Genomic DNA, 23,662 nt, shown 5'->3' with positions numbered 1-23,662 from the left:
AAACCATGAGCGAATGGACGGACGTGATCGCCGCGACCGCGTTGGCCGACGGCGAACACATGCTGGTGGAAGTGGACGGTTACGATGTAGCGTTGTTCAAATTGGATGGTCAATTTTACGCAATCGAGGACGTCTGCACCCACGACGGCGCGGAAATCGCCAGCGGCCAACTGGACGGCGACGAAATCATCTGTCCAAGGCACGGCGCGCGCTTCTGCGTGAAAACCGGCCAAGTCAAATGCGCCCCCGCCTATGAAGACGTGGCGACCTTTCCGGTCAGAATCGAAAACGGCCGAGTGCTGATCGGCAGCAAAGACTGAGCGACTCGCGTCAGCCGGCCATTCCCATCGCGTGACGCGTCAATAAGCGCTTGGCGAAGGGCAGATGGTCCAACAAGGTCAAGCCGGTGTTGCGCAAAGCCGCCAATGCCAACCAGTCGTTGGAAAATATCCTGACGACGTTGTCGGTAAAACCAATGACTTTGTCGTGATCCTTTAAGCGCTGCCTTGCGTACCGCTCCAACCAATACGCCGCGCCCAAATCGGCATCCAGACGCTGTTGTGCTTGCAAATACTCAGCCAGCAAGGCCACGTCGCGTATTCCCAAATTGAAACCCTGCCCCGCCACCGGGTGCAACTGATGGGCGGCATTGCCGATAATCACCGCTCGCTGCGCTATCATCCGCTCGGCGCGGATCAAACTGAGCGCGAACGCCCGCCGCGGCGCCGCTAATTTCAAAGCGCCCAAACGGTAACCGAAACAGGCTTGCAACTCGGTCAGAAACTCGGCTTCGCCCCCGGCCATTAATGCCTGCGCTTGTTCGTGGCTGCGGGTCCACACCACGGACGACTGCTTGCCGGCTGCCGGCAGCAAGGCCAAAGGGCCTTGTTCCGTAAACCGTTCATAAGCCGTATTGCAATGCGGCAAAGCCGATTGCACCATTGTTACCAACGCCGTTTGGCCGTAATCGGTAAGCTGCAGCGGAATATCCAACAGTTTGCGCACGCTGGATTGGCCGCCGTCGGCGCCCACCAATAACTGCGCCGATAAATTCAACGACTGGCCGTGCTGTTTCAAACTCACGTTGATTTCGTCCGGGCCGGACATCAAGCCGACTAGCCGGGCCTCGAACAAACCGTCGATGCCTGCTTGCTGCACCAAGTCGGCCACGTGCTGCTCAATATCGCGCGCAGCAATCACGTAGCCCAATGCTTCCACGCCCTGCTCGGCGGCCGATAAACGGGTTTTACCGAAATGGCCTCGATCCGACACGTGAATGTTTTTAATAGCTGTGGCTTTGTCCGCCACCCCGTCCCAAGCCCCCAGGGAACGCAACACCTCCACAGTTCCAGCCGCCAAGGCCAAGGCCCTATCCCCTGCCGGCGCATCACGCAATTGCTCGCGGCTGGCGGCCTCGACCAACGCAATCGACATACCGCTGTGTTGCAGCGCCAGCGCCAGGCAATTTCCGGCCAACCCGCCGCCGACCACAATCAGGTCGTAATGCGTCCTCATCTCAGGCTACCTGCATCAACGCTTCGATGTCCGCTACGGTTTTAGGTACCCCACCGGTCAATATTTCATAGCCGTCTTTGGTGACCAATACGTCGTCTTCGATGCGTATACCGATACCTCGCCATTGCTTGTCCACCGTATCGCAATCGGCAGGAATATACAGTCCAGGTTCGACCGTCAACACCATACCCGGTTCTAACAAACGCCATTCGTCTTTGATTTTGTAATCGCCGACGTCGTGAACGTCCATGCCCAACCAATGGCCGATGCGGTGCATGTAAAACTGCTTGTACTTTTCATCCTTGATCAGCTTTTTGACTCGGCCTTTCAACAACTTCAGTTCCACCAAGCCTTTGGTCAGCGTCTCAACCGAGGCTTCATGCGCCTTGTTCCACGGCATTCCGGGCCGGATTTGCGCCAGGGCCGCCGCTTGTGCGCTCAGCACCAATTCATACAGCAAGCGTTGCGGTTCGCTGAATTTCCCCGATACCGGGAAGGTCCGGGTAATATCGCTGGCATAGTGGTCGCATTCCACCCCGGCGTCGATCAACAATAAGTCCCCCGCGTGCAACTTGTCACGATTTTCGGTGTAATGCAGCACGCAGGCATTTTTGCCGCCGGCGACGATGGACGGATAAGCCACCGCGCGCAGTCCATGCTGAGTAAACTCGTGCAACAATTCGGCCTCGATTTGATATTCATACAAGCCGGGCCTACACGCCTTCATGGCCCGAACGTGCGCTTTGGCCGAAACTTCGGCGGCGCGGCGCATCAACTTCAGCTCGTCGCCGCTTTTGAACAATCGCATTTCATGCAACACGTGCTCCAGCGATACCAATTCCCCCGGCGCACTCACCCCGCTACGCGACTGCCTGCGAATATGGGTGATCCATTCCAATAATTTATGATCCAATTCGCTGTCCTTGCCCATCGGATAAAACACTTTGGCTTTATTTTCCAGCATGCCCGGCAAAATGTCGTCCAGGTCATCGATCGGAAAGGCATCGTCGGCTTCATAATGCTTTGTAGCTCCTTCCAAACCGGCATGCGCCCCTTCCCACAAGGCTTTTTGCCGGTCGAATTCACGGCAAAACAGCACGTATTCACCTTTTTCCCGACCGGGAATAAACACGGCTAACGAGTCTGCTTCGTTGAATCCGGTCAAATAATAAAAATCGCTATCTTGCCGGTAAGGATAATGAACGTCCCGGTTACGGGTACGTTCGTGAGCGCTGGCGATAATCGCAATATTCCCTTTGCCTATCCGTTTCATCAGTGCCGCCCGGCGTTTTTTGAATTCGGCTTGTTTCATGTTTCATCCTAATGCAAATTCGCTTGCGATTGATCGAGAAATTGGTCGCGCACCATCAACACTGCAGCACGGAGATATTCTCGAATTTCGGTCAATGCACTTTCGTCTTCATCGCCGTCCGCGTCGCTATCCAACTTGGTAAATTCAATCACATCCCGCATGATCTCCGCGCTATCGCCGGACCAACTGCTACCGCCTTGGTTATAGCCGACACCGAACAAAAAACCTTGGCACCAATTTTTTAATGCTTCAATCTGTTCGAATAGCGGCTCGTCTTCGTCGGGCAACAGCAAATCGAACTCGAAATCGCCTGCTTCAGGGTCCAACAACTGTCGAGTTCGTTCGAAAAGCTGCGCCAGCAAATCCGCATCTTCGTCCAGCAACGGTTCTTCCGACTCGAAAAGCACCCGAAACCAATTGCCGACATCAGTCTGCCGGGCGATGCACAGCATGCCGCTAGCCATGCCATGTGCCTCGGCAGCATCGATAGCTGCGCGGTATTTTTCCAGAATCGTATTGATCGCTTGGTACATCGTTAAGGTATGACTCTAAGCCTGTCACGGCTGTTTAAAACCGGTGCTTATGCTAACATTGTTCGGCATTTTCGATGATTTTAATCTGCTGTCATCCCTCGTCATCCGCCATGTCCGAATCCGAAAAAGACCCTGCAATCGAATTGGTCGCCCTAGAGGCAAAATTAGATGCGCTGATTGCTCAATTCAATTCGCTAAAGAACGAAAACAAAACACTAAAAACCAAGCAAGACGCGCTGGTTAAAGAAAAAGCCAAATTACTGGAAAAAACCACCCTGGCGAAAGCCCGTGTAGAGGCCATGATTGCCCGATTAAAGGCTATGGAACACGATTGATGAGTAAATCCGTTCACGCCGTTTCGTTAAAAATATTGGGCAAAGAATACAAAATCGCCTGCGCATTGGAGGAGCAAGAGAGTTTACTTCGCACCGCACAAGCGCTGGATCAGCAAATGCGTAAAATTCGCGACACCGGCAAAGTTGCCGGAGCCGATCGCATCGCGGTGCTTGCCGCCTTGAATCTGGCTTGCGACGCAGATCCGCAAAAAACCAGCATACCGGAGGCCAATCTGAGCCAGCGCCTAGCCGAATTGCGCCAAAAAATCGAAAACGCTTTAGAAAATCCGTAAGAATTTGTTTAGAATACGCCCCTTCTCCTGCAGCGTTCGAGCAGTGCTGGGTGTTTCCTGAACCTGTTTTTACCCCGGAAACCGTTTGCCTTTCATGGTGTGCATGCCTGATTGATGTCAGGAAGCCTGATTGACTGGATTTGGTTTCCACTTGAACCTCCGGTTCAAGGGCGAAAGCACAAGACGGCGCAGGCGGGAGATCCGATAGCCAATGCAGATCGATGGCACGGCGAAATTCGCTTGTCTTTATAACGCGCCCGCAGAAGTTTGCGCTCGCGTTAATTAAAATAAAAAACTGATTGCATGTTCGCTCGACACTCCGTATAATAGCCGAATAATTTGCGAGACTTTAGGCGCGTAGCTCAGCTGGTTAGAGCACCACCTTGACATGGTGGGGGTCGGTGGTTCGAGTCCACTCGCGCCTACCAAAAATATAAGCACCGCTAGTCGGTGCTTTTTTTATTGTGGAATCGGACATGCCTGTTATCACTCTCCCCGACGGTTCGCAACGCCAATTCGAACACGCCATTTCCGTGCTGGATATCGCCAAATCCATAGGCACCGGACTGGCTAAAGCCACCTTAGCCGGAAGAGTGAACGGCAAACTGGTGGACGCCGGCTTCGTCGTAGATAGTAATGCCGAGGTGCAAATCGTCACCGGCAAGGACGAAGACGGCATCGAAATCATTCGCCATTCGACCGCCCATCTGCTGGCGCAAGCCATCAAACAACTGTTCCCGAACGCCCAAGTAACCATCGGTCCGGTCATCGAAAGCGGATTTTATTACGATATAGCCTTCGAACGCTCGTTTACTCCGGAAGACTTGGCCGCAATCGAAAAACGCATGCAGGAACTGGCCAATCAAGACATCCCGGTCAGTCGCACAGTGATGTCGCGCGACGACGCCGTACAATTTTTCTTAGGTCTTGGCGAAAAATACAAGGCAGAAATCATCGCATCCATTCCGGCCAACGAGGAGTTGTCGCTGTACAGCCAGGGCGATTTCACCGACTTGTGCCGAGGCCCGCACGTACCCAGCACCGGCAAGCTTAAAGCGTTTAAACTAATGAAAATCGCCGGCGCCTATTGGCGCGGCGACTCCAATAACGAAATGCTACAGCGCATTTACGGCACAGCTTGGAACGACGGCAAAGAACTAGCCGCTTATCTGCATCGACTGGAAGAGGCGGAAAAACGCGACCACCGCAAACTCGGCAAAGCCCTGGACTTGTTCCACACCCAGGACGAAGCACCCGGCATGGTGTTCTGGCACGACAAAGGCTGGAGCATATACCAGCAAGTCGAACAATACATTCGGGAAAAACTGCGGGTCAACGGCTACGGCGAAGTCAGAACCCCGCAAATCGTTGATCGCTCGCTGTGGGAAAAGTCCGGGCATTGGGACAAGTTCAGCGCGATGATGTTTACCACCCACTCGGAAAGCCGCGATTACGCAGTCAAACCGATGAACTGTCCGTGCCACGTCCAGATTTTCAATCAAGGCATCAAAAGTTACCGCGACTTGCCGATACGTTTGGCCGAATTCGGCTCTTGCCACCGCAACGAACCCTCCGGCACCTTACACGGTTTGATGCGGGTGCGTAATTTCGTACAAGACGACGCCCACATTTTCTGCACGGAAGAGCAAATTCAATCCGAAGTATCCCGCTTCATCGACTTGCTATTCGAAGTTTACCAAGATTTCGGCTTTGACGAAGTCATTATCAAGCTATCTACCAGACCGGAAAACCGCGTTGGCGACGACTTGGTGTGGGATAAAGCCGAACAAGCCTTGGAAGTTGCTCTGAACGCCAAAAACCTGGATTGGCAATTACAACCGGGCGAAGGCGCATTTTACGGACCGAAAATCGAATTCTCCCTAAAAGACTGTATCGGCCGAGTCTGGCAATGCGGTACCATTCAAGTCGATTTTTCCATGCCGGCCCGCTTGGACGCCAGCTACATCGGCGAAGACAGCGCCCGCCACGCCCCCGTAATGCTACACCGAGCCATCCTCGGCTCCTTGGAACGCTTTATCGGTATTTTGATCGAGCAACACGCCGGCAACTTCCCGCTGTGGCTGGCGCCAGTGCAAGCCATGGTGCTCAATATTACCGACAAACACAGCGAATATGCGCAACAAATCCGGCTTGAACTGGAAAAACAAGGCTTTAGAGCCAAAATAGACTTGAGAAATGAAAAAATAGGCTATAAAATCCGCGAACATTCCATGCAGCGTGTACCGTATCTTTTGATTATCGGCGACAAAGAATTGGAAAACCAAACGGTAGCCGTTCGCACCCAAAAGGGCGAAGATCTTGGTAGTTTGAGTCTTAACGACCTGGTTGTACGACTGAAAACCGACATCGCGAACAAAAAATAAAAAACAAACTTGGAGGATTAGGGTATCAGCTCTAAAAAAGATTCAACGCGCCTGAATGAAGAAATCACCGCTAGACGAGTGAGATTGATAGGCGCCGAAGGAGAACAGATTGGGATTGTTTCAATCACGGAAGCCTTACAGACCGCCTACGATGCCGACATGGATCTGGTCGAAATTTCCCCGAATGCGGACCCCCCGGTCTGCAAAGTAATGGATTTCGGCAAATATCAGTTCGAGCAAAACAAAAAGCTGCAAGCCGCCAAGAAAAAACAAAAACAAATCCAAATCAAGGAAATCAAATTCCGTCCCGGCACAGAAGAAGGCGATTACCAAGTCAAACTGCGCAGTCTGATCAAATTCCTAAACGAAGGCGACAAGACCAAAATTACCGTGCGTTTTAAAGGCCGAGAGCTATCGCACCGCGAACTAGGCATGGATCTTTTAAAGCGCATAGAAACCGATTTGGATGAAGTCGCCGCTGTCGAGCAATTTCCCAAGCTGGAAGGCCGGCAAATGGTCATGGTCATGGGTCCGAAAAAGAAAAAGTGATTCTGCCGTCGTTTTACACGGCAAACCGATCCTAGTTTGGGTCGTCAAGTGGTGACTATTGTTGCCAAATCCCTTGGGGCCGAGCATTTTGCCTCACCGGGTTTTAATCGCAGGGATTCATCATTACTCATTGGAGAAAACAAATGCCAAAACTGAAAAGCCACAGCGGCGCTAGCAAGCGCTTCAAAAAAACCGGAAGCGGCGGCTTTAAATGCAAACAATCGCATAAACGCCACATCCTGACCAAGAAAACTACAAAGCGTAAAAGACAATTGCGCAAAACCGCAATCTTGCATCCTTCAGATACGCCGTTGGTAGCACGCATGCTGCCTTATAGCTGATAACACCGTTACTGAAGAGAGAAGATCATGGCAAGAGTTAAACGCGGCGTCACCGCAAGAGCAAGACACAAAAAAATCCTAAAGTTAGCCAAAGGCTACTACGGCGCCCGGAGCCGGGTTTACCGTGTCGCCAAACAGGCAGTTATTAAAGCCGGTCAATACGCTTATCGCGACCGCAAACAGAAAAAACGCCAATTTCGCGCACTTTGGATTGTCCGTATCAACGCGGCTGCGCGTATTTGCGGCACTTCATACAGTCGTTTGATCAACGGCTTGAACAATGCCAACGTCGCGATAGACCGTAAAGTGTTGGCCGACCTCGCCGTCAGGGACATGGACGCATTTGCTGAAATCGCAAAGATAGCCATTGCAAATCAAAGCAAACCCTAACCGGTTTGCAACCGGCCTTTAATCATAAACAGGCCGAACGAAATGCGCTCCCCGCTTCCGCGGGGAGTTTTCTGATTGACCATCAGAATCCGCTCCCATTACCGCCCTTCTCCACATTTATAGTGAGCTTAGTCGTGTCGGCTAGTATCGAAGAAATTCTTTCGCAGGCATTACAAGCGCTTGCACAGACCCAAGACCTCAATCAACTCGATCAGGTCAGAGTCCACTACATCGGCAAAAAAGGACTAATCACCCAGTACATGAAAGAACTGGGCAGCTTGGACCCTGAACAACGCAAAATCGCCGGCCTGGCCATCAACAACGCCAAAAACAGTTTTCAAGAAGCGTTCGATACCCGCAAGCACAGCTTGGAAGCCGAACAACTACAAGTGCGCTTAGCCGGTGAAAAGTTGGACGTCACCTTGCCGGGCAGAGGCCAAACCAGCGGGGGCCTACACCCGGTGACGATTACCCAGCGCAGAATTGCAAAAATTTTTGCCGATGCCGGATTTCAGATCGCCGAGGGCCCGGAAATTGAAGACGATTACCACAACTTCGGTGCGTTAAACATTCCGGAACACCATCCGGCACGGGCCATGCACGACACCTTTTACTTCGATGCCCACACGGTGCTGCGCACCCATACCTCTCCGGTACAAATTCGCGTAATGGAATCGGAAGAACCGCCATTGCGGGTCATAGCGCCTGGTCGGGTTTATCGCTGTGATTCAGATATGACGCATTCGCCCATGTTTCATCAAGTAGAAGGCTTTCTAGTAGATACCGATGTGAGTTTCGGCGACCTCAAAGGCGTGATTTTCGAATTCCTGCGGGCTTTCTTCGAAAAAGAGGTCAACGTCCGCTTTCGCCCCTCGTATTTTCCGTTTACCGAACCGTCTGCCGAATTCGACGTATCCTGCGTGATGTGCGATGGCAAAGGCTGCCGCGTCTGTAAACAAACCGGCTGGCTTGAAGTCGGCGGTTGCGGCATGATCCATCCGGAAGTCTTCAAATCGGTAGGCATAGACTCGGAACGCTATTCCGGCTTTGCGTTCGGCACCGGAGTAGAGCGTTTAGCTATGATGCGTTACGGCATCAACGACTTACGCATGTTCTTCGAAAACGATCTTAAATTTTTGCAACAGTTTAACTAAGAGTGGCTTGAGTCATGCAAGTAAGTGAAGCGTGGTTAAGGGAGCTGGTCAACCCACCTGTCGACACGGCCCAGCTCGTCGCCCAGTTGACCATGGCCGGTTTGGAGGTCGACGCCGTTCAACCGGTGGCCGGCCAATTCAGCGGCGTAGTGGTCGGGGAAGTTTTAACGACCACCCAACACCCGAATGCCGACAAATTAAAAGTTTGTACCGTCAACGTAGGTCAAGGCGAAGCCTTGCAAATCGTCTGTGGCGCCGGCAACGTGCGTCCGGGATTGAAAGTCCCCGCCGCTTTAATCGGCGCAATTTTACCCGGCGACTTCAAAATCAAACAATCCAAACTGCGCGGCGAATCGTCATCCGGCATGTTGTGCTCGGAAAAAGAGCTGGGGCTTGCCATTAGTTCGGACGGATTGATGGAATTGCCTGATGACGCTCCGGTCGGCACCGACATCCGCGACTATCTAAGTCTCGACGACAACATTATCGAATTGGGTCTGACTCCGAACCGGGCCGATTGTTTGAGCGTCGAAGGCATCGCTCGCGAAGTCGCCGTATTGAATCGCATGAAATTCGAGCATGCGACCATGGCCGCCACTCCCATTGACCACCAAGAGCAATTGCCTATCCAAGTCGAAGCGCCGGAAGACTGCCCGGCCTATTTGGGCCGCTTGATTAAAAACGTGAACGTAGCCGCCGCCACTCCGCTGTGGATGCAAGAACGCCTGCGCCGTTGTGGCATACGCAGCTTGAGCCCGGTGGTCGATGTTACCAACTACGTGCTATTGGAACTTGGCCAGCCCCTACACGCCTTCGACGCGGCAAAGTTAGTTGCGCCCATCGTGGTGCGTAACAGCCGCGCCGCAGAAAGTATCAACCTGTTAAACGATCAGACCGTCGCGCTGGACGGCGAAGCGTTGGTCATCGCCGACCAACGGCAGGCTTTGGCTCTGGCCGGCATTATGGGCGGCAGCGACAGCGCGGTATCTGACGACACGCAAGATATATTCCTGGAATGCGCGTTTTTCACCCCGCTCGCGATAGCCGGAAAAGCCAGACAGTTCGGCCTGCATACCGATTCGTCGCACCGCTTCGAACGCGGCGTGGATTTCACCTTACAGCAGCGCGCCATCGAACGGGCTACCCAACTCATCGTACAAATCGCCGGCGGCAGCGTCGGACCGATCAATGCGACGGTTAACGCTGCGCAGTTACCGGCCCGATCACCGGTACCGTTACGCCGGCAACGCATCGAAAAAGTCCTGGGCATCACGCAAGACCCAGCGCAAATCCAAGCGTTGTTCGAAGGCTTGGGCATGAAAACCGAACAAACCGCCGACGGCTGGCGAATCACGCCACCCGGATTTCGATTCGACATCGCCATCGAAGAGGACTTACTGGAGGAGATAGGCCGTATTGTCGGCTACGACAACCTGCCCTGCGGCAGTCCTAACATGCGCACCCAACTGGGCCAAGCGCCGGAAACACAAATCGCGCTTAGTCGCGCGCAAGATTGCCTAGTCGATCGCGGTTATCAGGAGGCAATCACCTTCAGCTTCGTCGACGAACACATGCAGTCCTTAATTGCGCCGTCGTACGAATTTGTCAAGTTGCAAAATCCAATTTCTTCCGAACTGGCCGTCATGCGTACCACCCTGTGGTGCGGATTGCTCAATGCCGCCATATACAACATCAACCGCCAACAAACCCGGGTCCGTCTATTCGAAAGCGGATTACGCTTTGTAGTAGACCAAGGTCGTACCGATCAACAAAAAATGTTGGCCGGTTTGGCGCTCGGCAACGTTTTCAACGAACAATGGGCGGAAAAATCTCGGCCGATCGACTTTTACGACGTTAAAGCGGACGTCGAAGCGCTTTTGGCGCTGTCCGCCCGGCCGTTTTCTTACCAGTCAGCATCGCATCCGGCCTTACATCCGGGGCAAAGCGCGCAAATTTTGGATCAAAACGGTCAACCGGCGGGCTGGCTAGGCATGCTGCATCCCAACCTGGAAAAGCAACTGGGGTTTGCTAGCCCGGTATTTTTGTTCGAACTCGCTCAAGACGCACTTCTGGCGAGTCGCAAGCCCGGTTTCACACCACTGTCGAAATTCCCTTCAGTGCGGCGCGATATGGCCATTATCGTCGAACAAAAAATTTCAGCCGCCGAAATCCTGGAATGCATCCATGGCTGCAACGAGGAAAAGGTTCGCGAAGCCTCTATTTTCGACGTTTACCAGGGTAAAGGCGTAGAAGACGGGTATAAGAGCGTCGCCTTGAGTTTAGTGCTACAGGATTTCGGGCAAACCCTAACCGACACGGAAATTGATGCTATATTTCGCAAGTTGTTAGCAAAAATGATATCCGAATTGAATGCAAAATTGAGGGAGTGATTGTGGCATTAACCAAAGCAGATATTGCTGAGAAGTTGTTTGAAGACCTGGGTTTAAACAAACGGGAGGCGAAAGAAATCGTCGAACTTTTTTTCGAAGAAATCAAGCACTCACTGGAGAGCGGCGAGCAAGTCAAAATTTCCGGATTCGGTAAATTCGAGCTACGCGATAAAAACGGCCGCCCCGGACGCAACCCTAAAACCGGGGAAGAAATTCCCATTACTCCTCGTCGAGTCGTGACCTTTAGAACCGGTCAAAAACTCAAAGCCCGAGTAGAAGCCTATGCTGGAACCCAGTAATAACAACGAATTGCCGGTGATACCGGCAAAACGTTATTTCACAATAGGGGAGGTCAGCGAATTATGCGGCGTTAAACCGCACGTATTACGCTATTGGGAACAGGAGTTCACCGAGCTCAACCCGGTAAAACGCCGCGGCAACCGGCGTTATTACCAGCGACACGACGTATTGCTGATTCGGCAAATCCGCGCCCTGCTTTACGAACAGGGCTACACGATAGGCGGCGCCCGCGCGCATTTGGTCAGCGATAACGCCAAAGAAGACGCATTGCGCACCAAACAGTTAATTCATCAAATGATAGGCGAGTTGGAGGATATCCTGGAGCTACTCAAGTAAGCACGCTAGGCTTACATTGTGGTATCATAATAAGCAGATTTCGTTCCTCTTTCATCGAACAAGCAAATCTTTCGGGGCGTAGCGCAGCCTGGTAGCGCACTTGTCTGGGGGGCAAGTGGTCGTGGGTTCAAATCCCGCCGTCCCGACCAATTAAATCAAAGACTTAGAAAATCGAGTTTTTGATGAGTCCTTGAAAAGCTGGTTTCGGTACAACAATTTTAAACGCTTGATCTGTACACACGAAACGACGCCAACCTAACTTCATCTTGGTGTTACAGCCCCAAAACCGCTTGCAGTTTCAACCACAGCTTTAAACTCGGCAAGCTGGCGCTCGTTTCGAGGGATGCAATGTGGTTTCTTGAGCATCCCGCTTTCCTCGCCAACTCTGCTTGAGTGAGGCCCAACCGAAGTCGGCTGTTTGATTTTCGCGCCTGTCATTGCAGAGCTTTCGCCAACTCAGGCCGCAATCGCGAGAATGTTTCCCGTTCGCAGCCGATAGCATCCACGATCAGTGCCGTTAAGCCGAAGCGCCTAGCTTTCCCTAGGACGGAACGCAGAATATGATTGCGTGGCAGTCCCGCTGTTTGGAAGGCGTCGCATAACCGATTGACAATGAATAATGCTTTGTCTGTGACGGATTGCCCCGTGGTGGCTAGCGCGAACTCTGTTAACGCTTGATACTCGTCCAGCGTCAAATGCTGGATTGCTGGCCAATAGTCCGGCAGTTTAGCGTAAGCGGTCTTTAAACCACGCCATTGATTTTCAGACCGAAGTGGTAGCAAACCGGTGTTGGCTAAGATCGAAGGCTTGCTGATAGAGCATCGGCATGGGGTCTCGCCCGGTAGCTTGCTGGGCAAGGCTTTGCACTATCTATCGTCGCAATGGCCGAAGCTGCTGAACCGCTTTGTCGAGAACGGAGCCTGGCCTATCGGTAGAGTCGAGATGTGCCGCGATGGCCTAAGGTTAGGCCTAACTGTTGCTGCCTCTTTCGTTTGGCAGTGCCTCATTAGCCTAACCATCGCTCCGTTTCCACATCTCGCTCGTCAAACCGGACGTGCAGATTTCCCGCATCCGGCTTTCTTTCGAACCTCAAGCCTTCGCGTTCAGCAGGTCGGCGCGCGTACGTGGCAGGCGGTAGAGCCCCAGAGTTTCATACAGGTACTCGTCAAGGTATTGGCGATACCCCGTTCCGCGCTGACCACGTCTGCGCATTAACCAGATTCGCAGCCGTCGCTCCGCGTAATCCTGGATGCTTCGGTAGATTGGGCAGACCGGTCCTTGATCGAAATACCCCGCCCAACCTCGAATCATGGGGTTGAGTTCGTCAATCCGGCTTTGCACCGGTTTGGCATTCCAACGCGACGATGTGGCGTCATGGATACCTTGTTTTAATCGCTTGATCGCTTTCTTCGACGGACGTGTTGTAAGCGGCCAGCGGAACCGCCTGTAAAAACTATTTTGTTCGCGGCATCCTGTGAATTTTCGATCAGGAGAAGTTATGGCCGTAACGTCAAAATGGCGTCAACATATTGAAGCTTGGCAAAGCAGCGGCATAACGCAAGTCGATTATTGCCGCCAATATCAACTCAATGTCCGGACGTTCGGAGCGCGACTGAGCGATTATCGCAAATTACCCCAGTCAAATTGGGCGGTCTTGAACCCCGTGCAGGTTGAACAGGTTAGGTCTGACAGGATTGTCTTCACTCATGCCCAAGGCCATCGCTTGGAGTTGCCGGTGACCGTATCGGCTCGTTGGCTGGCGGAACTGCTCAAATGCCTGGCTTGATCGATACGCCGCCGCGGATTTGGCTGGCGGTGGCGCCGGTGGATATGAGGCGTGGCCTGGACGGCTTGTCGGCGATCGTCCAGCAAAGCCTCGGTCATTCGCCCTGTGCCGGGTCGGCGTTTATTTTCCGTACCCGCGCCGGCAACCGCTGGCGTCTGTTGCTATGGGATGGCAACGGTGTCTGGTTGTGTCAACGCCGTTTGCATCAGGGGCGTTTCCTCTGGCCCAAGGTGTCCGATCCGGTCTTTGCGATCAGTCAGGCGCAGTGGGCCTAGTTGATCGCCGGGGTCGACTGGCAGCGCTTATCGGCCCAATGCCAATCCGACTGGCAGGTTTGAGACGGTGTAAAAAAGTGTCCAATACCGGACAAAGTCCAGTAATATCAAGGCATAAGCGCATGATTACGGTATAATACCGCCGATGAATCCCGTGGCCGAACTCGATCAATTAAACCTGGACCCCACCGCCAAAACCCAAGTCGCGGCGATGTTGCAGGCGCTTCTCGATCAGACGGAGCGGGATGCCAAACTCATTCAGGCCAAAGAGCTTAAAATCGGCGCGCTCACCCACGAGCTGGCTTATTACAAACGCATCCGCTTCAGTACCAAGAGCGAAGCGTTAGCTCCCCTGCAACGCGATGTGTTCGAGGAAACCTGGAACACGGATATATCAGCGATTGAAGCCGAAGTCGAACAACTCCAAGGCACGGAGCCTTGTGAAACGGTAACCCGCCCTTAACGCCCACGCGCCGGGCGGCAACCGTTACCTGCGCATCTGCCGCGCATCGAACATCGCCATGAACCGGAATCCTGCACCTGCGGTCAATGCGGCCGGGACTTGGTCAAGATCGGCGAAGACGTCAGCGAACAATTGGATGTCGAGCCAGCCAAGTTTTTCGTGCATCGGCACATTCGTCCACAATACGCTTGCCGAACTTGCGAAACCATCCCCGCTCCGCCGATTCCGCAGGCGGTGATCAACGGTGGCATGGCGGCGGTCGGATTATTGACTTGGGTGATGATCGGCAAATACCTGGGTCACCTGCCGCTGTACCGGCTGGAACAAATCGCCGCTCGGGACGGGGTGATCTTGTCCCATTCCACCTTGGCCGATTGGGGGGCCGACTCGGCGTTGCCTTGCAACCGTTGGCGGATCGTTTGGCGTGGCATTTACGGCAACGTGATAGTTTACATGCCGATGAAACGCCAGTGCCCCAACTCGATCCGGGTAACGGCAAAACCAAGAAAGCCTATCTATGGGCCTATCGCAGCAACGACTTGCAACCGGGGCCGAAAATCATCGTCTTCGATTATCAAGCCGGTCGCAGTGGCCGGTATGCGCAGCAATTTCTGGGGACTGGCAAGGCCAGCTGTTGGTCGATGACTACGCTGGCTATAAAGCCCTGTTTGCGGCCGCCCGTGCGCATCCCGAGCATCAGCGCCTGATCGAACCGTGTGTCGAACTGGCGTGTTGGGGCATGCGCGCCGGAAATTCTTCGACGACCCACAGGGATGTGGGAAGTGCAGAAAATGCAGGAGCATTTTTCTACCCTGTTCCAAGTCAGTCAAAGTCCTATCGCGCATGAAGCCTTGAATCGCATCGCTACCTTGTATGCGGTTGAAGCCGAAGCCCGTGATTTAAGCACGGCCGAGCGAAAACAGCTGCGCGCCGAAAAAAGCCTACCCACGTGACCGCCTTGCATGACTGGCTACAGCAAATCCGTCTGAACACCGCGCCCAACAGTGCAACGGCAAAAGCCATCGATTACAGTTTGAAACGCTGGGCGGCGCTGAGGCGTTACGCCGAAACCGGCGATCTGCCCATCGGTAGAGTCGAGATGTGGCGCGATGGCCTAAGGTTAGGCCTAACTGTTGCTGCCTCTTTCGTTTGGCAGTGCCTCATTAGCCTAACCATCGCTCCGTTTCCACATCTCGCTCGTCAAACCGGACGTGCAGATTTCCCGCATCCGGCTTTCTTTCGAACCTCAAGCCTTCGCGTTCAGCAGGTCGGCGCGCGTACGTGGCAGGCGGTAGAGCCCCAGAGTTTCATACAGGTACTCGTCAGGGTATTGGCGATACCCCGTTCCGCGCTGACCACGTCTGCGCATTAACCAGATTCGCAGCCGTCGCTCCGCGTAATCCTGGATGCATCGGTAGATTGGGCAGACCGGTCCCTGATTGAAATAACCCGCCCAACCTCGAATCATCGGATTGAGTTCGTCAATCCGGCTTTGCACCGGTTTGGCATTCCAACGCGACGATGTGGCGTCATGGATACCTTGTTTTAATCGCTTGATCGCTTTCTTCGACGGACGTGTTCCCCAGTAAGGGCGTCCATCCTTGCCGTAGAATCGGCCCAGGGTGTAACCAAGAAAATCAAACTGCTCCTCTGGCAGCATAGCCAGACGGGTTTTCTTCTCGTTGACCGTCAGCCCCAGTCGGTTCATCAGCCACCGCATGGCCTCCATGGCTGCCTGACCCCGTCCTTTCGGGCAGAGAATCACCAGATCATCGGCATAGTTCACCACTTCGGCCTGAAGCCGGTCGGCAAAACCAAATTTCTGCCAGGCTAAAAGAAAGCGCCGGAAGTAAAGATTACTGAGCAAGGGCGAGATAATACCGCCTTGCGGGGTGCCTCGACCCGTGTCCTTCGCTTCCGTGGTTCGGCGCTCACCGTGTTCGCAATGCTCCACCACCGCTACGTTTAGCCATTGTTTGATCGTAGCCAGCACCGTGCCGTCCGCGATCCGGCGGCTAACGCAGCGCATCAGATCACCATGGGGAATCGTGTTGAAGTAGTTAGACAAATCGGCGTCCACGACTTCCCGTTTACCCCTTTGGGAGATACCGAAATGGATCATTCTGACCGCCATCTTGGCATCGACTCCAGGTCGGAATCCGTATTGTCGGGGAAGCAGGTCGGCTTCAAAAATCGGACCGATCACCAACAACACCGCCATCTGGACCACGCGGTCACGGATAGCCGGAATGCCCAGAGGACGCTGTCCGCCTTGGGCCTTGGGTATCCACACGCGCAACAGGGGCTGCGGCCGGTATTCGCCGACCACTAACTCCTGCCGCACTCTTTCCAGCCAGCCGTCTAGCCCTTGGTTTTCGATCGGCTCGAAGCGGATGCCATCATAGCCAGGAGCGCCACGATTGGCGCGGCAGCGCCGGTAGGCAACTTGCAACACATCGATACGACAGACTTTATCCCATAGGCTGTAGAAACGGTAGTCTGGTTCTGCTTTGGCTTTCGCCTGCAATGAAGTCTGTAATATCTGAACCGTACTTGTCGAGGTTGGTAGACTCACGTCAATCCCCTTAGCTCTTATCACTTTCCTCATCACGTTTCGAAACAGGGCGCCTTCGCTCTACCGGCGTTACCCGGCTTCACCACTACTACGCGCCCCTCCGCCATCCCTGCAGGCCGGCTCCATCCCTCACGGGATCGCCGTTGCCGCCATCAGGGCACCCACAGGGACTTCCCTTGTTGCCCACCTGATCTCTCCCATGCGTGCTATCACCACTACCCCGGTGGGACTCTTACGACTCTGTCGCTCGATTCCGTAAAAGCATCGGCCTTCCCCGTTATTATGGCGGGTCGGCTCCCACGACGACATTTCGAGGCCTGCTCAGTGTTCACTCACGTTATGGCCCGCATGGCCCGCTGATCTCCCAGGGAGACCTTTTCTTGGAGTGCTTCAGCCCGTTTGTTACCTCCCGAGCCGCCCCAAGTGCTTCCGGCTGGAGCGAGAGTTAGCCGGGTCGGATTTACACCGACGAATCAGATGCGCCTTAGCAAGGCACACACAATAACCCGGCCGAAAACAGCATTCGGCCGATTGCCCTAGGAAAAAAGAATTGGTTGTTTGCAGGATCGGAACGTGCCGGTCAACGCGCGGCGGTCATTCAAACCTTGCTTGGCACCTCCAAGCTCAACGGTCTCGATCCGGCGGCCTGGTTAAAAGACACCTTGGAAAAACTCCTTACTTGGCCCAACAGCCGCATCGACCAATTGCTGCCTTTCGCTGAACGCGATTAAATCATAATCAGCAACGCCTTAACGAGGTGGAACGGCTGGACGCTTACGACGCTGTCTATAGATCGCTTACTTTACACGCATAAAAAAGCCCATCGAGGGATGGGCTTAAGAATAAGAGCTTGGCGATGACCTACTTTCACATGGCAAACTGCCACACTATCATCGGCGCGAAGCGGTTTCACTTCCGAGTTCGGGATGGGATCGGGTGGTTCACGCTTGCTATGGTCACCAAGCAAACTGGTTTGAAGGGGTTAGGCGCAAGGTAAAAAGTTCAGGGTTCAAAACAGCGGCGCTTCGCCGTGTAGCGTCTATCCTACTTTACCTTTCGTTTCCCTTCGTCATGAGCAGTATTGATAAAGGCTTCCGGTTTTTTGAACCTTGTACCTTGCTTCTTGTACCTGCCCTATGGAAATCTGTAGTTGCGATTGTTCTCTTACTTTTCAGCTACTGTCGCTGACCAAACGCATTGGGCGTTATATGGTCAAGCCTCACGGGCAATTAGTACACGTTAGCTACGCCCGTTACCGGACTTCCACACCGTGCCTATCAACGTCGTCGTCTCCAACGGCCCTTCAGGGGACTCAAGGTCCCAGTGAGATCTCATCTTGGGAGGGGCTTCCCGCTTAGATGCTTTCAGCGGTTATCCTGTCCGAACGTGGCTACCCGGCAATGCTCTTGGCAAAACAACCGGAACACCAGAGGTTCGTCCACTTCGGTCCTCTCGTACTAGAAGCAGCTTCCCTCAAATCTCAAACGCCCACGGCAGATAGGGACCGAACTGTCTCACGACGTTCTGAACCCAGCTCGCGTACCACTTTAAATGGCGAACAGCCATACCCTTGGGACCTGCTTCAGCCCCAGGATGTGATGAGCCGACATCGAGGTGCCAAACACCGCCGTCGATATGAACTCTTGGGCGGTATCAGCCTGTTATCCCCGGCGTACCTTTTATCCGTTGAGCGATGGCCCTTCCATACAGAACCACCGGATCACTAAGACCTACTTTCGTACCTGCTCGACTTGTCCGTCTCGCAGTCAAGCACCCTTATGCCTTTGCACTCATTGCCTGATTTCCGACCAGGCTGAGGGTACCTTCGTGCTCCTCCGTTACTCTTTAGGAGGAGACCGCCCCAGTCAAACTACCCACCAGACACTGTCCCTAACCCGGATCACGGGTCGAGGTTAGAACTCCAAACATACCAGGGTGGTATTTCAAGGATGGCTCCACAAGAACTAGCGTTCCTGCTTCACAGCCTCCCACCTATCCTACACAAGTAGGTTCAAAGTCCAGTGTCAAGCTATAGTAAAGGTGCACGGGGTCTTTCCGTCTAGCCGCGGGTACACTGCATCTTCACAGCGATTTCAATTTCACTGAGTCCCAGGTGGAGACAGTGTGGCCATCATTACGCCATTCGTGCAGGTCGGAACTTACCCGACAAGGAATTTCGCTACCTTAGGACCGTTATAGTTACGGCCGCCGTTTACTGGGGCTTCGATCAAGAGCTTCTCCTTACGGATAACCCCATCAATTAACCTTCCAGCACCGGGCAGGCGTCACACCCTATACGTCCACTTTCGTGTTTGCAGAGTGCTATGTTTTTGCTAAACAGTTGCAGCCACCGATTTTTTGCAACCCCTTCCGCTTCAGCCGCGAGGGCTTACACGTACCAAGGGCATACCTTCTCCCGAAGTTACGGTATCATTTTGCCTAGTTCCTTCACCTGGGTTCTCTCAAGCGCCTTAGAATTTTCATCCCACCCACCTGTGTCGGTTTAGGGTACGGCCACCGATCACCTGAAGCTTAGAGGCTTTTCTTGGAAGCTTGGCATCTATCACTTCGCGGTTCCGAGGAACCACTCGTCATCACGTCTCAGCATATAGCCTCCCGGATTTGCCTAAGAGACCTGCCTACTTGCTTAAACTGCCACTTCCAACCGACAGCTGATATAGCCTTCTCCGTCACCCCATCGCAGTGATCACTGGTACAGGAATATTAACCTGTTTTCCATCGACTACGCCTTTCGGCCTCGCCTTAGGTGCCGACTAACCCTGCGTCGATTAACGTTGCGCAGGAAACCTTGGGTTTACGGCGAGGGGGTTTTTCACCCCTTTATCGTTACTTATGTCAGCATTCGCACTTCTGATACCTCCAGCCGACTTTTCAATCGACCTTCGCAGGCGTACAGAACGCTCCTCTACCGCTCATCTTTCGATGAACCCGTAGCTTCGGTACTATGCTTAGCCCCGGTGAATCTTCCGCGCAGACCGACTCGACCAGTGAGCTATTACGCTTTCTTTAAAGGGTGGCTGCTTCTAAGCCAACCTCCTGGCTGTCTGGGCCTTTCCACATCGTTTCCCACTGAGCATAGATTTGGGGACCTTAGCTGACGGTCTGGGCTGTTTCCCTTTTCACGACGGACCTTATCACCCGCCGTGTGTCTCCCGTGCTCGCACTTCTCGGTATTCGGAGTTTGCATCGGTTTGGTAAGTCGGGATGACCCCCTAGCCGAAACAGTGCTCTACCCCCGAGAGTGATACACGAGGCGCTACCTAAATAGCTTTCGAGGAGAACCAGCTATCTCCGAGCTTGATTAGCCTTTCACTCCGATCCACAACTCATCCCCTACCTTTTCAACGGGAGTGGGTTCGGTCCTCCAGTGTGTGTTACCACACCTTCAACCTGGTCATGGATAGATCGCCCGGTTTCGGGTCTACACCTTGCGACTGAACGCCCTATTAAGACTCGGTTTCCCTACGCCTCCCCTATTCGGTTAAGCTTGCCACAAAATGTAAGTCGCTGACCCATTATACAAAAGGTACGCAGTCACCCCACGAAGGGGCTCCCACTGCTTGTACGCATACGGTTTCAGGTTCTATTTCACTCCCCTCTCCGGGGTTCTTTTCGCCTTTCCCTCACGGTACTGGTTCACTATCGGTCAGTCAGGAGTATTTAGCCTTGGAGGATGGTCCCCCCATATTCAGTCAACGTTTCACGTGCGCCGACCTACTCGATTTCATGATCAATGAGTTTTCGTGTACGGGGCTATCACCCTGTATCGCCGGACTTTCCAGACCGTTCCACTAACTCGTCAACCACTTAAGGGCTGGTCCCCGTTCGCTCGCCACTACTAAGGGAATCTCGGTTGATTTCTTTTCCTCCGGGTACTTAGATGTTTCAGTTCTCCGGGTTCGCTTCAGTGAGCTATGTATTCACTCAAAGATGACGAGGTTATCCTCGCCGGGTTTCCCCATTCAGACATCGCCGGATCACAGGTTGTTTGCCACCTCCCCGACGCTTTTCGCAGGCTACCACGTCTTTCATCGCCTCTGACTGCCAAGGCATCCACCGTATGCGCTTATTCACTTGACCATATAACCCGAATGCGTCTGTGTTTGAGCACAGTCGATGGTGTTATTCTAGTCAGCTGACATGTTCGCTGATGTTGCTTGAGAACGATTTGCTGTTTTCACCGTCCTCTTTCGAGACCGATTAAACGGCAATTCGCATCAGTTTTGATCGTTTCCGATCAAGACTTGTTTACAGATTTCCATATTGTTAAAGAGCACTTGATACAAATATCAAGTCTATAAAGTCTTAAGGCCAACGACGCAAGGTCTCTTGACCGTAAAAGTTTATAGAGTTGATGCCGGCATCTTGACTTCAGATCGACGTCACAGAATGGTGGAGCCAGGGAGGATCGAACTCCCGACCTCCTGCGTGCAAGGCAGGCGCTCTCCCAGCTGAGCTATGGCCCCGAATACGATTCACTACACGCTTATTCGTGCTTTGTGTATGCGTTGGTGGGTCTGGGAGGATTTGAACCTCCGACCTCACCCTTATCAGGGGTGCGCTCTAACCAACTGAGCTACAGACCCAGGTGTGTCGTGTGGTATCGAAATAATGTGTTGTGAGCACGTAGAGCCGTTTCTGTCTTTGTAAGGAGGTGATCCAGCCCCAGGTTCCCCTAGGGCTACCTTGTTACGACTTCACCCCAGTCATGAATCACAAAGTGGTAAGCGCCCTCCCGAAGGTTAAACTACCTACTTCTTTTGCAACCCACTCCCATGGTGTGACGGGCGGTGTGTACAAGGCCCGGGAACGTATTCACCGCAGCATTCTGATCTGCGATTACTAGCGATTCCGACTTCATGCAGTCGAGTTGCAGACTGCAATCCGGACTAAGACCGGCTTTTTGGGATTAGCTTGCTCTCGCGAGATCGCAACCCTCTGTACCGGCCATTGTAGCACGTGTGTAGCCCTACCCATAAGGGCCATGATGACTTGACGTCGTCCCCACCTTCCTCCGGTTTATCACCGGCAGTCTCCCTAGAGTTCCCGGCCGAACCGCTGGCAACTAAGGATAAGGGTTGCGCTCGTTACGGGACTTAACCCAACATCTCACGACACGAGCTGACGACAGCCATGCAGCACCTGTCTCAGAGTTCCCGAAGGCACTCCGCTATCTCTAACAGATTCTCTGGATGTCAAGGGTAGGTAAGGTTCTTCGCGTTGCATCGAATTAAACCACATGCTCCACCGCTTGTGCGGGCCCCCGTCAATTCATTTGAGTTTTAGCCTTGCGGCCGTACTCCCCAGGCGGTCAACTTAATACGTTAGCTCCACCACTAAGCACTTAAAGCGCCCAACGGTTAGTTGACATCGTTTACGGCGTGGACTACCAGGGTATCTAATCCTGTTTGCTACCCACGCTTTCGTACCTCAGCGTCAGTTTGAGTCCAGAGAGCCGCCTTCGCCACTGGTGTTCCTTCAGATCTCTACGCATTTCACCGCTACACCTGAAATTCCACTCTCCTCTACTCAACTCTAGTTTTCCAGTATCAAATGCAGTTCCCAGGTTAAGCCCAGGGCTTTCACATCTGACTTAAAAAACCGCCTACGCACGCTTTACGCCCAGTAATTCCGATTAACGCTTGCACCCTCCGTATTACCGCGGCTGCTGGCACGGAGTTAGCCGGTGCTTCTTGTATGGGTAATGTCAGTCTACCGGGTATTAACCGATAGGTATTCCTTCCCATTGAAAGTGCTTTACAACCCTCAGGCCTTCTTCACACACGCGGTATTGCTGGATCAGGCTTGCGCCCATTGTCCAATATTCCCCACTGCTGCCTCCCGTAGGAGTCTGGGCCGTGTCTCAGTCCCAGTGTGGCTGATCATCCTCTCAGACCAGCTACGGATCGTCGCCTTGGTAGGCCTTTACCCTACCAACTAGCTAATCCGACATAGGCTCATCTATTAGCGCAAGGCCAAAAGGTCCCCTGCTTTCATCCGTAGATCGTATGCGGTATTAGCGTGAGTTTCCCCACGTTATCCCCCACTAATAGGCAGATTCCTATGCATTACTCACCCGTCCGCCACTCATCAAAGGTGCAAGCACCTTATCAGCGTTCGACTTGCATGTGTTAAGCATACCGCCAGCGTTCAATCTGAGCCATGATCAAACTCTTCAGTTTAAATCTAAAGCGATACTAAGAAAGATTAGTATCCAATCTTGACTCGACTACAGAACGTGCATTACATTAATTGACGTGGTCTGTATGTCGACTATTTCTTAACAGAAATTCGTCGCCCTACATGCCCACACACATTATTTCGATTTTCTTGTTAAAGAGCCGGCGGCTTAGCGCCCCGTTGAGCCTGTGCATTCTACAGCATTTCACAGACTTGTCAAACTTATTTTTTCCACCTTCCCGAGCTTCGCACACCCTGCGCAATCCCCTCACATCCCTACAATCTTCCACTCTCTCGAAAGGAGCCGACTATTCTAACTCAAACATATTTTATGTCAAGATAAATTTACGACCATTGGCCTTTATTCCTTATATACCAGCCAGCGTAAACGGTATGCCGATGGCACAGCCAGAATCTAAATGAGCTGAACGCCTTATCTTTTAAAGATGATCTAGGCAACCGGGCGACTAAGTTCGACCGATCCGGCAGCAAAACCTGGCCGGCACCGTCATTTAACGCAAAGACATCAT

General features: G+C 53.1%; 19 protein-coding genes, 4 tRNA genes, 3 rRNA genes, 1 other RNA gene and 3 pseudogenes. 19 read left to right on the top strand and 11 right to left on the bottom strand.

Annotated features, from left to right (window positions below):
- The first annotated feature begins 5 nt into the window (after nt 1-5).
- The gene (locus tag AB0A83_RS03015) at nt 6-320 is read left to right on the top strand and encodes a non-heme iron oxygenase ferredoxin subunit (RefSeq protein ID WP_150046603.1); all 315 of its coding nucleotides are present in this window, start codon (nt 6-8) and stop codon (nt 318-320) included.
- 10 nt (nt 321-330) lie between these two features.
- Here AB0A83_RS03015 and ubiH read toward each other — a convergent pair whose 3' ends face one another.
- From ubiH to AB0A83_RS03000, 3 genes are read right to left on the bottom strand one after another with little or no spacing between them, the layout of a single operon-like run.
- Nucleotides 331-1,515, bottom strand: coding sequence for a 2-octaprenyl-6-methoxyphenyl hydroxylase (ubiH, locus tag AB0A83_RS03010; RefSeq protein ID WP_367155368.1), 1,185 nt, complete (start codon nt 1,513-1,515; stop codon nt 331-333).
- Between the two features lies 1 nt (nt 1,516).
- Nucleotides 1,517-2,827, bottom strand: coding sequence for a Xaa-Pro aminopeptidase (gene pepP / locus AB0A83_RS03005; protein WP_367155367.1), 1,311 nt, complete (start codon nt 2,825-2,827; stop codon nt 1,517-1,519).
- Between the two features lie 8 nt (nt 2,828-2,835).
- Nucleotides 2,836-3,360 (bottom strand): UPF0149 family protein, encoded by a 525-nt coding sequence (locus AB0A83_RS03000; RefSeq protein WP_150046598.1) that lies wholly within the window; start codon nt 3,358-3,360, stop codon nt 2,836-2,838.
- A 110-nt stretch (nt 3,361-3,470) separates the two neighbouring features.
- Here AB0A83_RS03000 and AB0A83_RS02995 point away from each other — a divergent pair, with 110 nt between their 5' ends.
- The 13 genes from AB0A83_RS02995 to AB0A83_RS02935 all read left to right on the top strand — a co-directional run bounded on the left by AB0A83_RS02995 (nt 3,471) and on the right by AB0A83_RS02935 (nt 11,981).
- Nucleotides 3,471-3,695, top strand: coding sequence for a TIGR02449 family protein (locus AB0A83_RS02995; RefSeq protein WP_150046596.1), 225 nt, complete (start codon nt 3,471-3,473; stop codon nt 3,693-3,695).
- Nucleotides 3,695-3,988 carry a cell division protein ZapA gene (locus AB0A83_RS02990; RefSeq protein WP_150046594.1) on the top strand — a complete coding sequence of 98 codons (294 nt, stop codon included), beginning with the start codon at nt 3,695-3,697 and terminating at the stop codon, nt 3,986-3,988. The genes AB0A83_RS02995 and AB0A83_RS02990 overlap by 1 nt, the downstream gene beginning before the upstream one ends.
- Before the next feature lie 21 nt (nt 3,989-4,009).
- A non-coding RNA gene (gene ssrS / locus AB0A83_RS02985) (6S RNA) lies at nt 4,010-4,191 on the top strand.
- 148 nt (nt 4,192-4,339) lie between these two features.
- Nucleotides 4,340-4,416, top strand: a tRNA-Val gene (locus tag AB0A83_RS02980).
- A 48-nt stretch (nt 4,417-4,464) separates the two neighbouring features.
- Entirely contained in the window at nt 4,465-6,372 is a 1,908-nt protein-coding gene (gene thrS, locus AB0A83_RS02975; RefSeq protein WP_367155365.1) for a threonine--tRNA ligase, read from the top strand.
- 24 nt (nt 6,373-6,396) lie between these two features.
- The gene (gene infC / locus AB0A83_RS02970; protein ID WP_150046590.1) at nt 6,397-6,921 is read left to right on the top strand and encodes a translation initiation factor IF-3; all 525 of its coding nucleotides are present in this window, start codon (nt 6,397-6,399) and stop codon (nt 6,919-6,921) included.
- 143 nt (nt 6,922-7,064) lie between these two features.
- Complete coding sequence (rpmI, locus tag AB0A83_RS02965) at nt 7,065-7,262, top strand: 50S ribosomal protein L35 (RefSeq protein ID WP_150046588.1); 198 nt, start codon at nt 7,065-7,067, stop codon at nt 7,260-7,262.
- A 27-nt stretch (nt 7,263-7,289) separates the two neighbouring features.
- Nucleotides 7,290-7,652, top strand: coding sequence for a 50S ribosomal protein L20 (gene rplT / locus AB0A83_RS02960; RefSeq protein ID WP_150046586.1), 363 nt, complete (start codon nt 7,290-7,292; stop codon nt 7,650-7,652).
- Between the two features lie 134 nt (nt 7,653-7,786).
- On the top strand, nt 7,787-8,806 hold the full coding sequence (pheS, locus tag AB0A83_RS02955) for a phenylalanine--tRNA ligase subunit alpha (RefSeq protein ID WP_150046584.1): 1,020 nt from the start codon (nt 7,787-7,789) through the stop codon (nt 8,804-8,806).
- A gap of 14 nt (nt 8,807-8,820) precedes the next feature.
- Nucleotides 8,821-11,196, top strand: a complete 2,376-nt coding sequence (gene pheT / locus AB0A83_RS02950) for a phenylalanine--tRNA ligase subunit beta (protein WP_150046582.1) — start codon at nt 8,821-8,823, stop codon at nt 11,194-11,196.
- Nucleotides 11,196-11,495, top strand: coding sequence for an integration host factor subunit alpha (ihfA, locus tag AB0A83_RS02945; protein WP_150051754.1), 300 nt, complete (start codon nt 11,196-11,198; stop codon nt 11,493-11,495). The genes pheT and ihfA overlap by 1 nt, the downstream gene beginning before the upstream one ends.
- Nucleotides 11,479-11,832, top strand: coding sequence for a MerR family transcriptional regulator (locus AB0A83_RS02940; protein WP_150046580.1), 354 nt, complete (start codon nt 11,479-11,481; stop codon nt 11,830-11,832). Before ihfA ends, AB0A83_RS02940 begins: the two co-directional genes overlap by 17 nt.
- A gap of 72 nt (nt 11,833-11,904) precedes the next feature.
- Nucleotides 11,905-11,981, top strand: a tRNA-Pro gene (locus tag AB0A83_RS02935).
- Between the two features lie 123 nt (nt 11,982-12,104).
- Here AB0A83_RS02935 and AB0A83_RS02930 read toward each other — a convergent pair.
- The gene (locus tag AB0A83_RS02930) at nt 12,105-12,236 is read right to left on the bottom strand and encodes a helix-turn-helix domain-containing protein (RefSeq protein ID WP_150046552.1); all 132 of its coding nucleotides are present in this window, start codon (nt 12,234-12,236) and stop codon (nt 12,105-12,107) included.
- Nucleotides 12,237-12,618: 382 nt separating this feature from the next.
- Between AB0A83_RS02930 and AB0A83_RS02925 the strand changes: the two are divergent.
- Nucleotides 12,619-12,702: pseudogene (locus AB0A83_RS02925) on the top strand (hypothetical protein); the annotation flags it as partial.
- Between the two features lie 219 nt (nt 12,703-12,921).
- On the opposite strand, the gene AB0A83_RS02920 reads toward AB0A83_RS02925, so the two are convergent.
- Entirely contained in the window at nt 12,922-13,233 is a 312-nt protein-coding gene (locus AB0A83_RS02920) for a group II intron maturase-specific domain-containing protein (RefSeq protein ID WP_367156151.1), read from the bottom strand.
- 97 nt (nt 13,234-13,330) lie between these two features.
- On the opposite strand from AB0A83_RS02920, the gene AB0A83_RS02915 reads away from it, so the two are divergent.
- The 3 genes and pseudogenes from AB0A83_RS02915 to AB0A83_RS02905 all read left to right on the top strand — a co-directional run.
- Nucleotides 13,331-13,618, top strand: coding sequence for an IS66 family insertion sequence element accessory protein TnpB (locus AB0A83_RS02915; RefSeq protein WP_150046550.1), 288 nt, complete (start codon nt 13,331-13,333; stop codon nt 13,616-13,618).
- Nucleotides 13,606-13,893, top strand: coding sequence for an IS66 family insertion sequence element accessory protein TnpB (gene tnpB, locus AB0A83_RS02910; RefSeq protein WP_190303230.1), 288 nt, complete (start codon nt 13,606-13,608; stop codon nt 13,891-13,893). Before AB0A83_RS02915 ends, tnpB begins: the two co-directional genes overlap by 13 nt.
- Before the next feature lie 211 nt (nt 13,894-14,104).
- Nucleotides 14,105-15,443, top strand: a pseudogene (locus AB0A83_RS02905) (IS66 family transposase); the annotation flags it as partial.
- Nucleotides 15,444-15,602: 159 nt separating this feature from the next.
- Here the strand turns inward: AB0A83_RS02905 and ltrA are convergent.
- A complete protein-coding gene (gene ltrA / locus AB0A83_RS02900) occupies nt 15,603-16,931 on the bottom strand; it encodes a group II intron reverse transcriptase/maturase (RefSeq protein ID WP_367155364.1) in 1,329 nt (442 codons plus the stop codon).
- Nucleotides 16,932-17,431: 500 nt separating this feature from the next.
- On the opposite strand from ltrA, the pseudogene AB0A83_RS02895 reads away from it, so the two are divergent.
- Nucleotides 17,432-17,662: pseudogene (locus AB0A83_RS02895) on the top strand (transposase domain-containing protein); the annotation flags it as partial.
- 117 nt (nt 17,663-17,779) lie between these two features.
- Here the strand turns inward: AB0A83_RS02895 and rrf are convergent.
- The 5 genes from rrf to AB0A83_RS02870 form a co-directional block, all read right to left on the bottom strand.
- Nucleotides 17,780-17,895: ribosomal RNA gene (rrf, locus tag AB0A83_RS02890) — 5S ribosomal RNA — on the bottom strand.
- A gap of 244 nt (nt 17,896-18,139) precedes the next feature.
- A 23S ribosomal RNA gene (locus tag AB0A83_RS02885) occupies nt 18,140-21,032 on the bottom strand.
- 310 nt (nt 21,033-21,342) lie between these two features.
- Nucleotides 21,343-21,418 (bottom strand) — tRNA-Ala (locus AB0A83_RS02880).
- Nucleotides 21,419-21,461: 43 nt separating this feature from the next.
- A tRNA-Ile gene (locus AB0A83_RS02875) sits at nt 21,462-21,538 on the bottom strand.
- A 61-nt stretch (nt 21,539-21,599) separates the two neighbouring features.
- Nucleotides 21,600-23,134, bottom strand: a 16S ribosomal RNA gene (locus AB0A83_RS02870).
- Together the 16S, 23S and 5S rRNA genes with 2 tRNA genes alongside form the textbook arrangement of a ribosomal RNA operon.
- Between the last annotated feature and the right edge of the window lie 528 nt (nt 23,135-23,662).

Source organism: Methylomonas sp. HYX-M1 (assembly GCF_040741385.1).
Taxonomy (GTDB): Bacteria; Pseudomonadota; Gammaproteobacteria; order Methylococcales; family Methylomonadaceae; genus Methylomonas; species Methylomonas rhizoryzae.
Note: the sequence above shows the minus strand (reverse complement) of the source record. Positions and strands in the feature narration are given on the sequence as shown.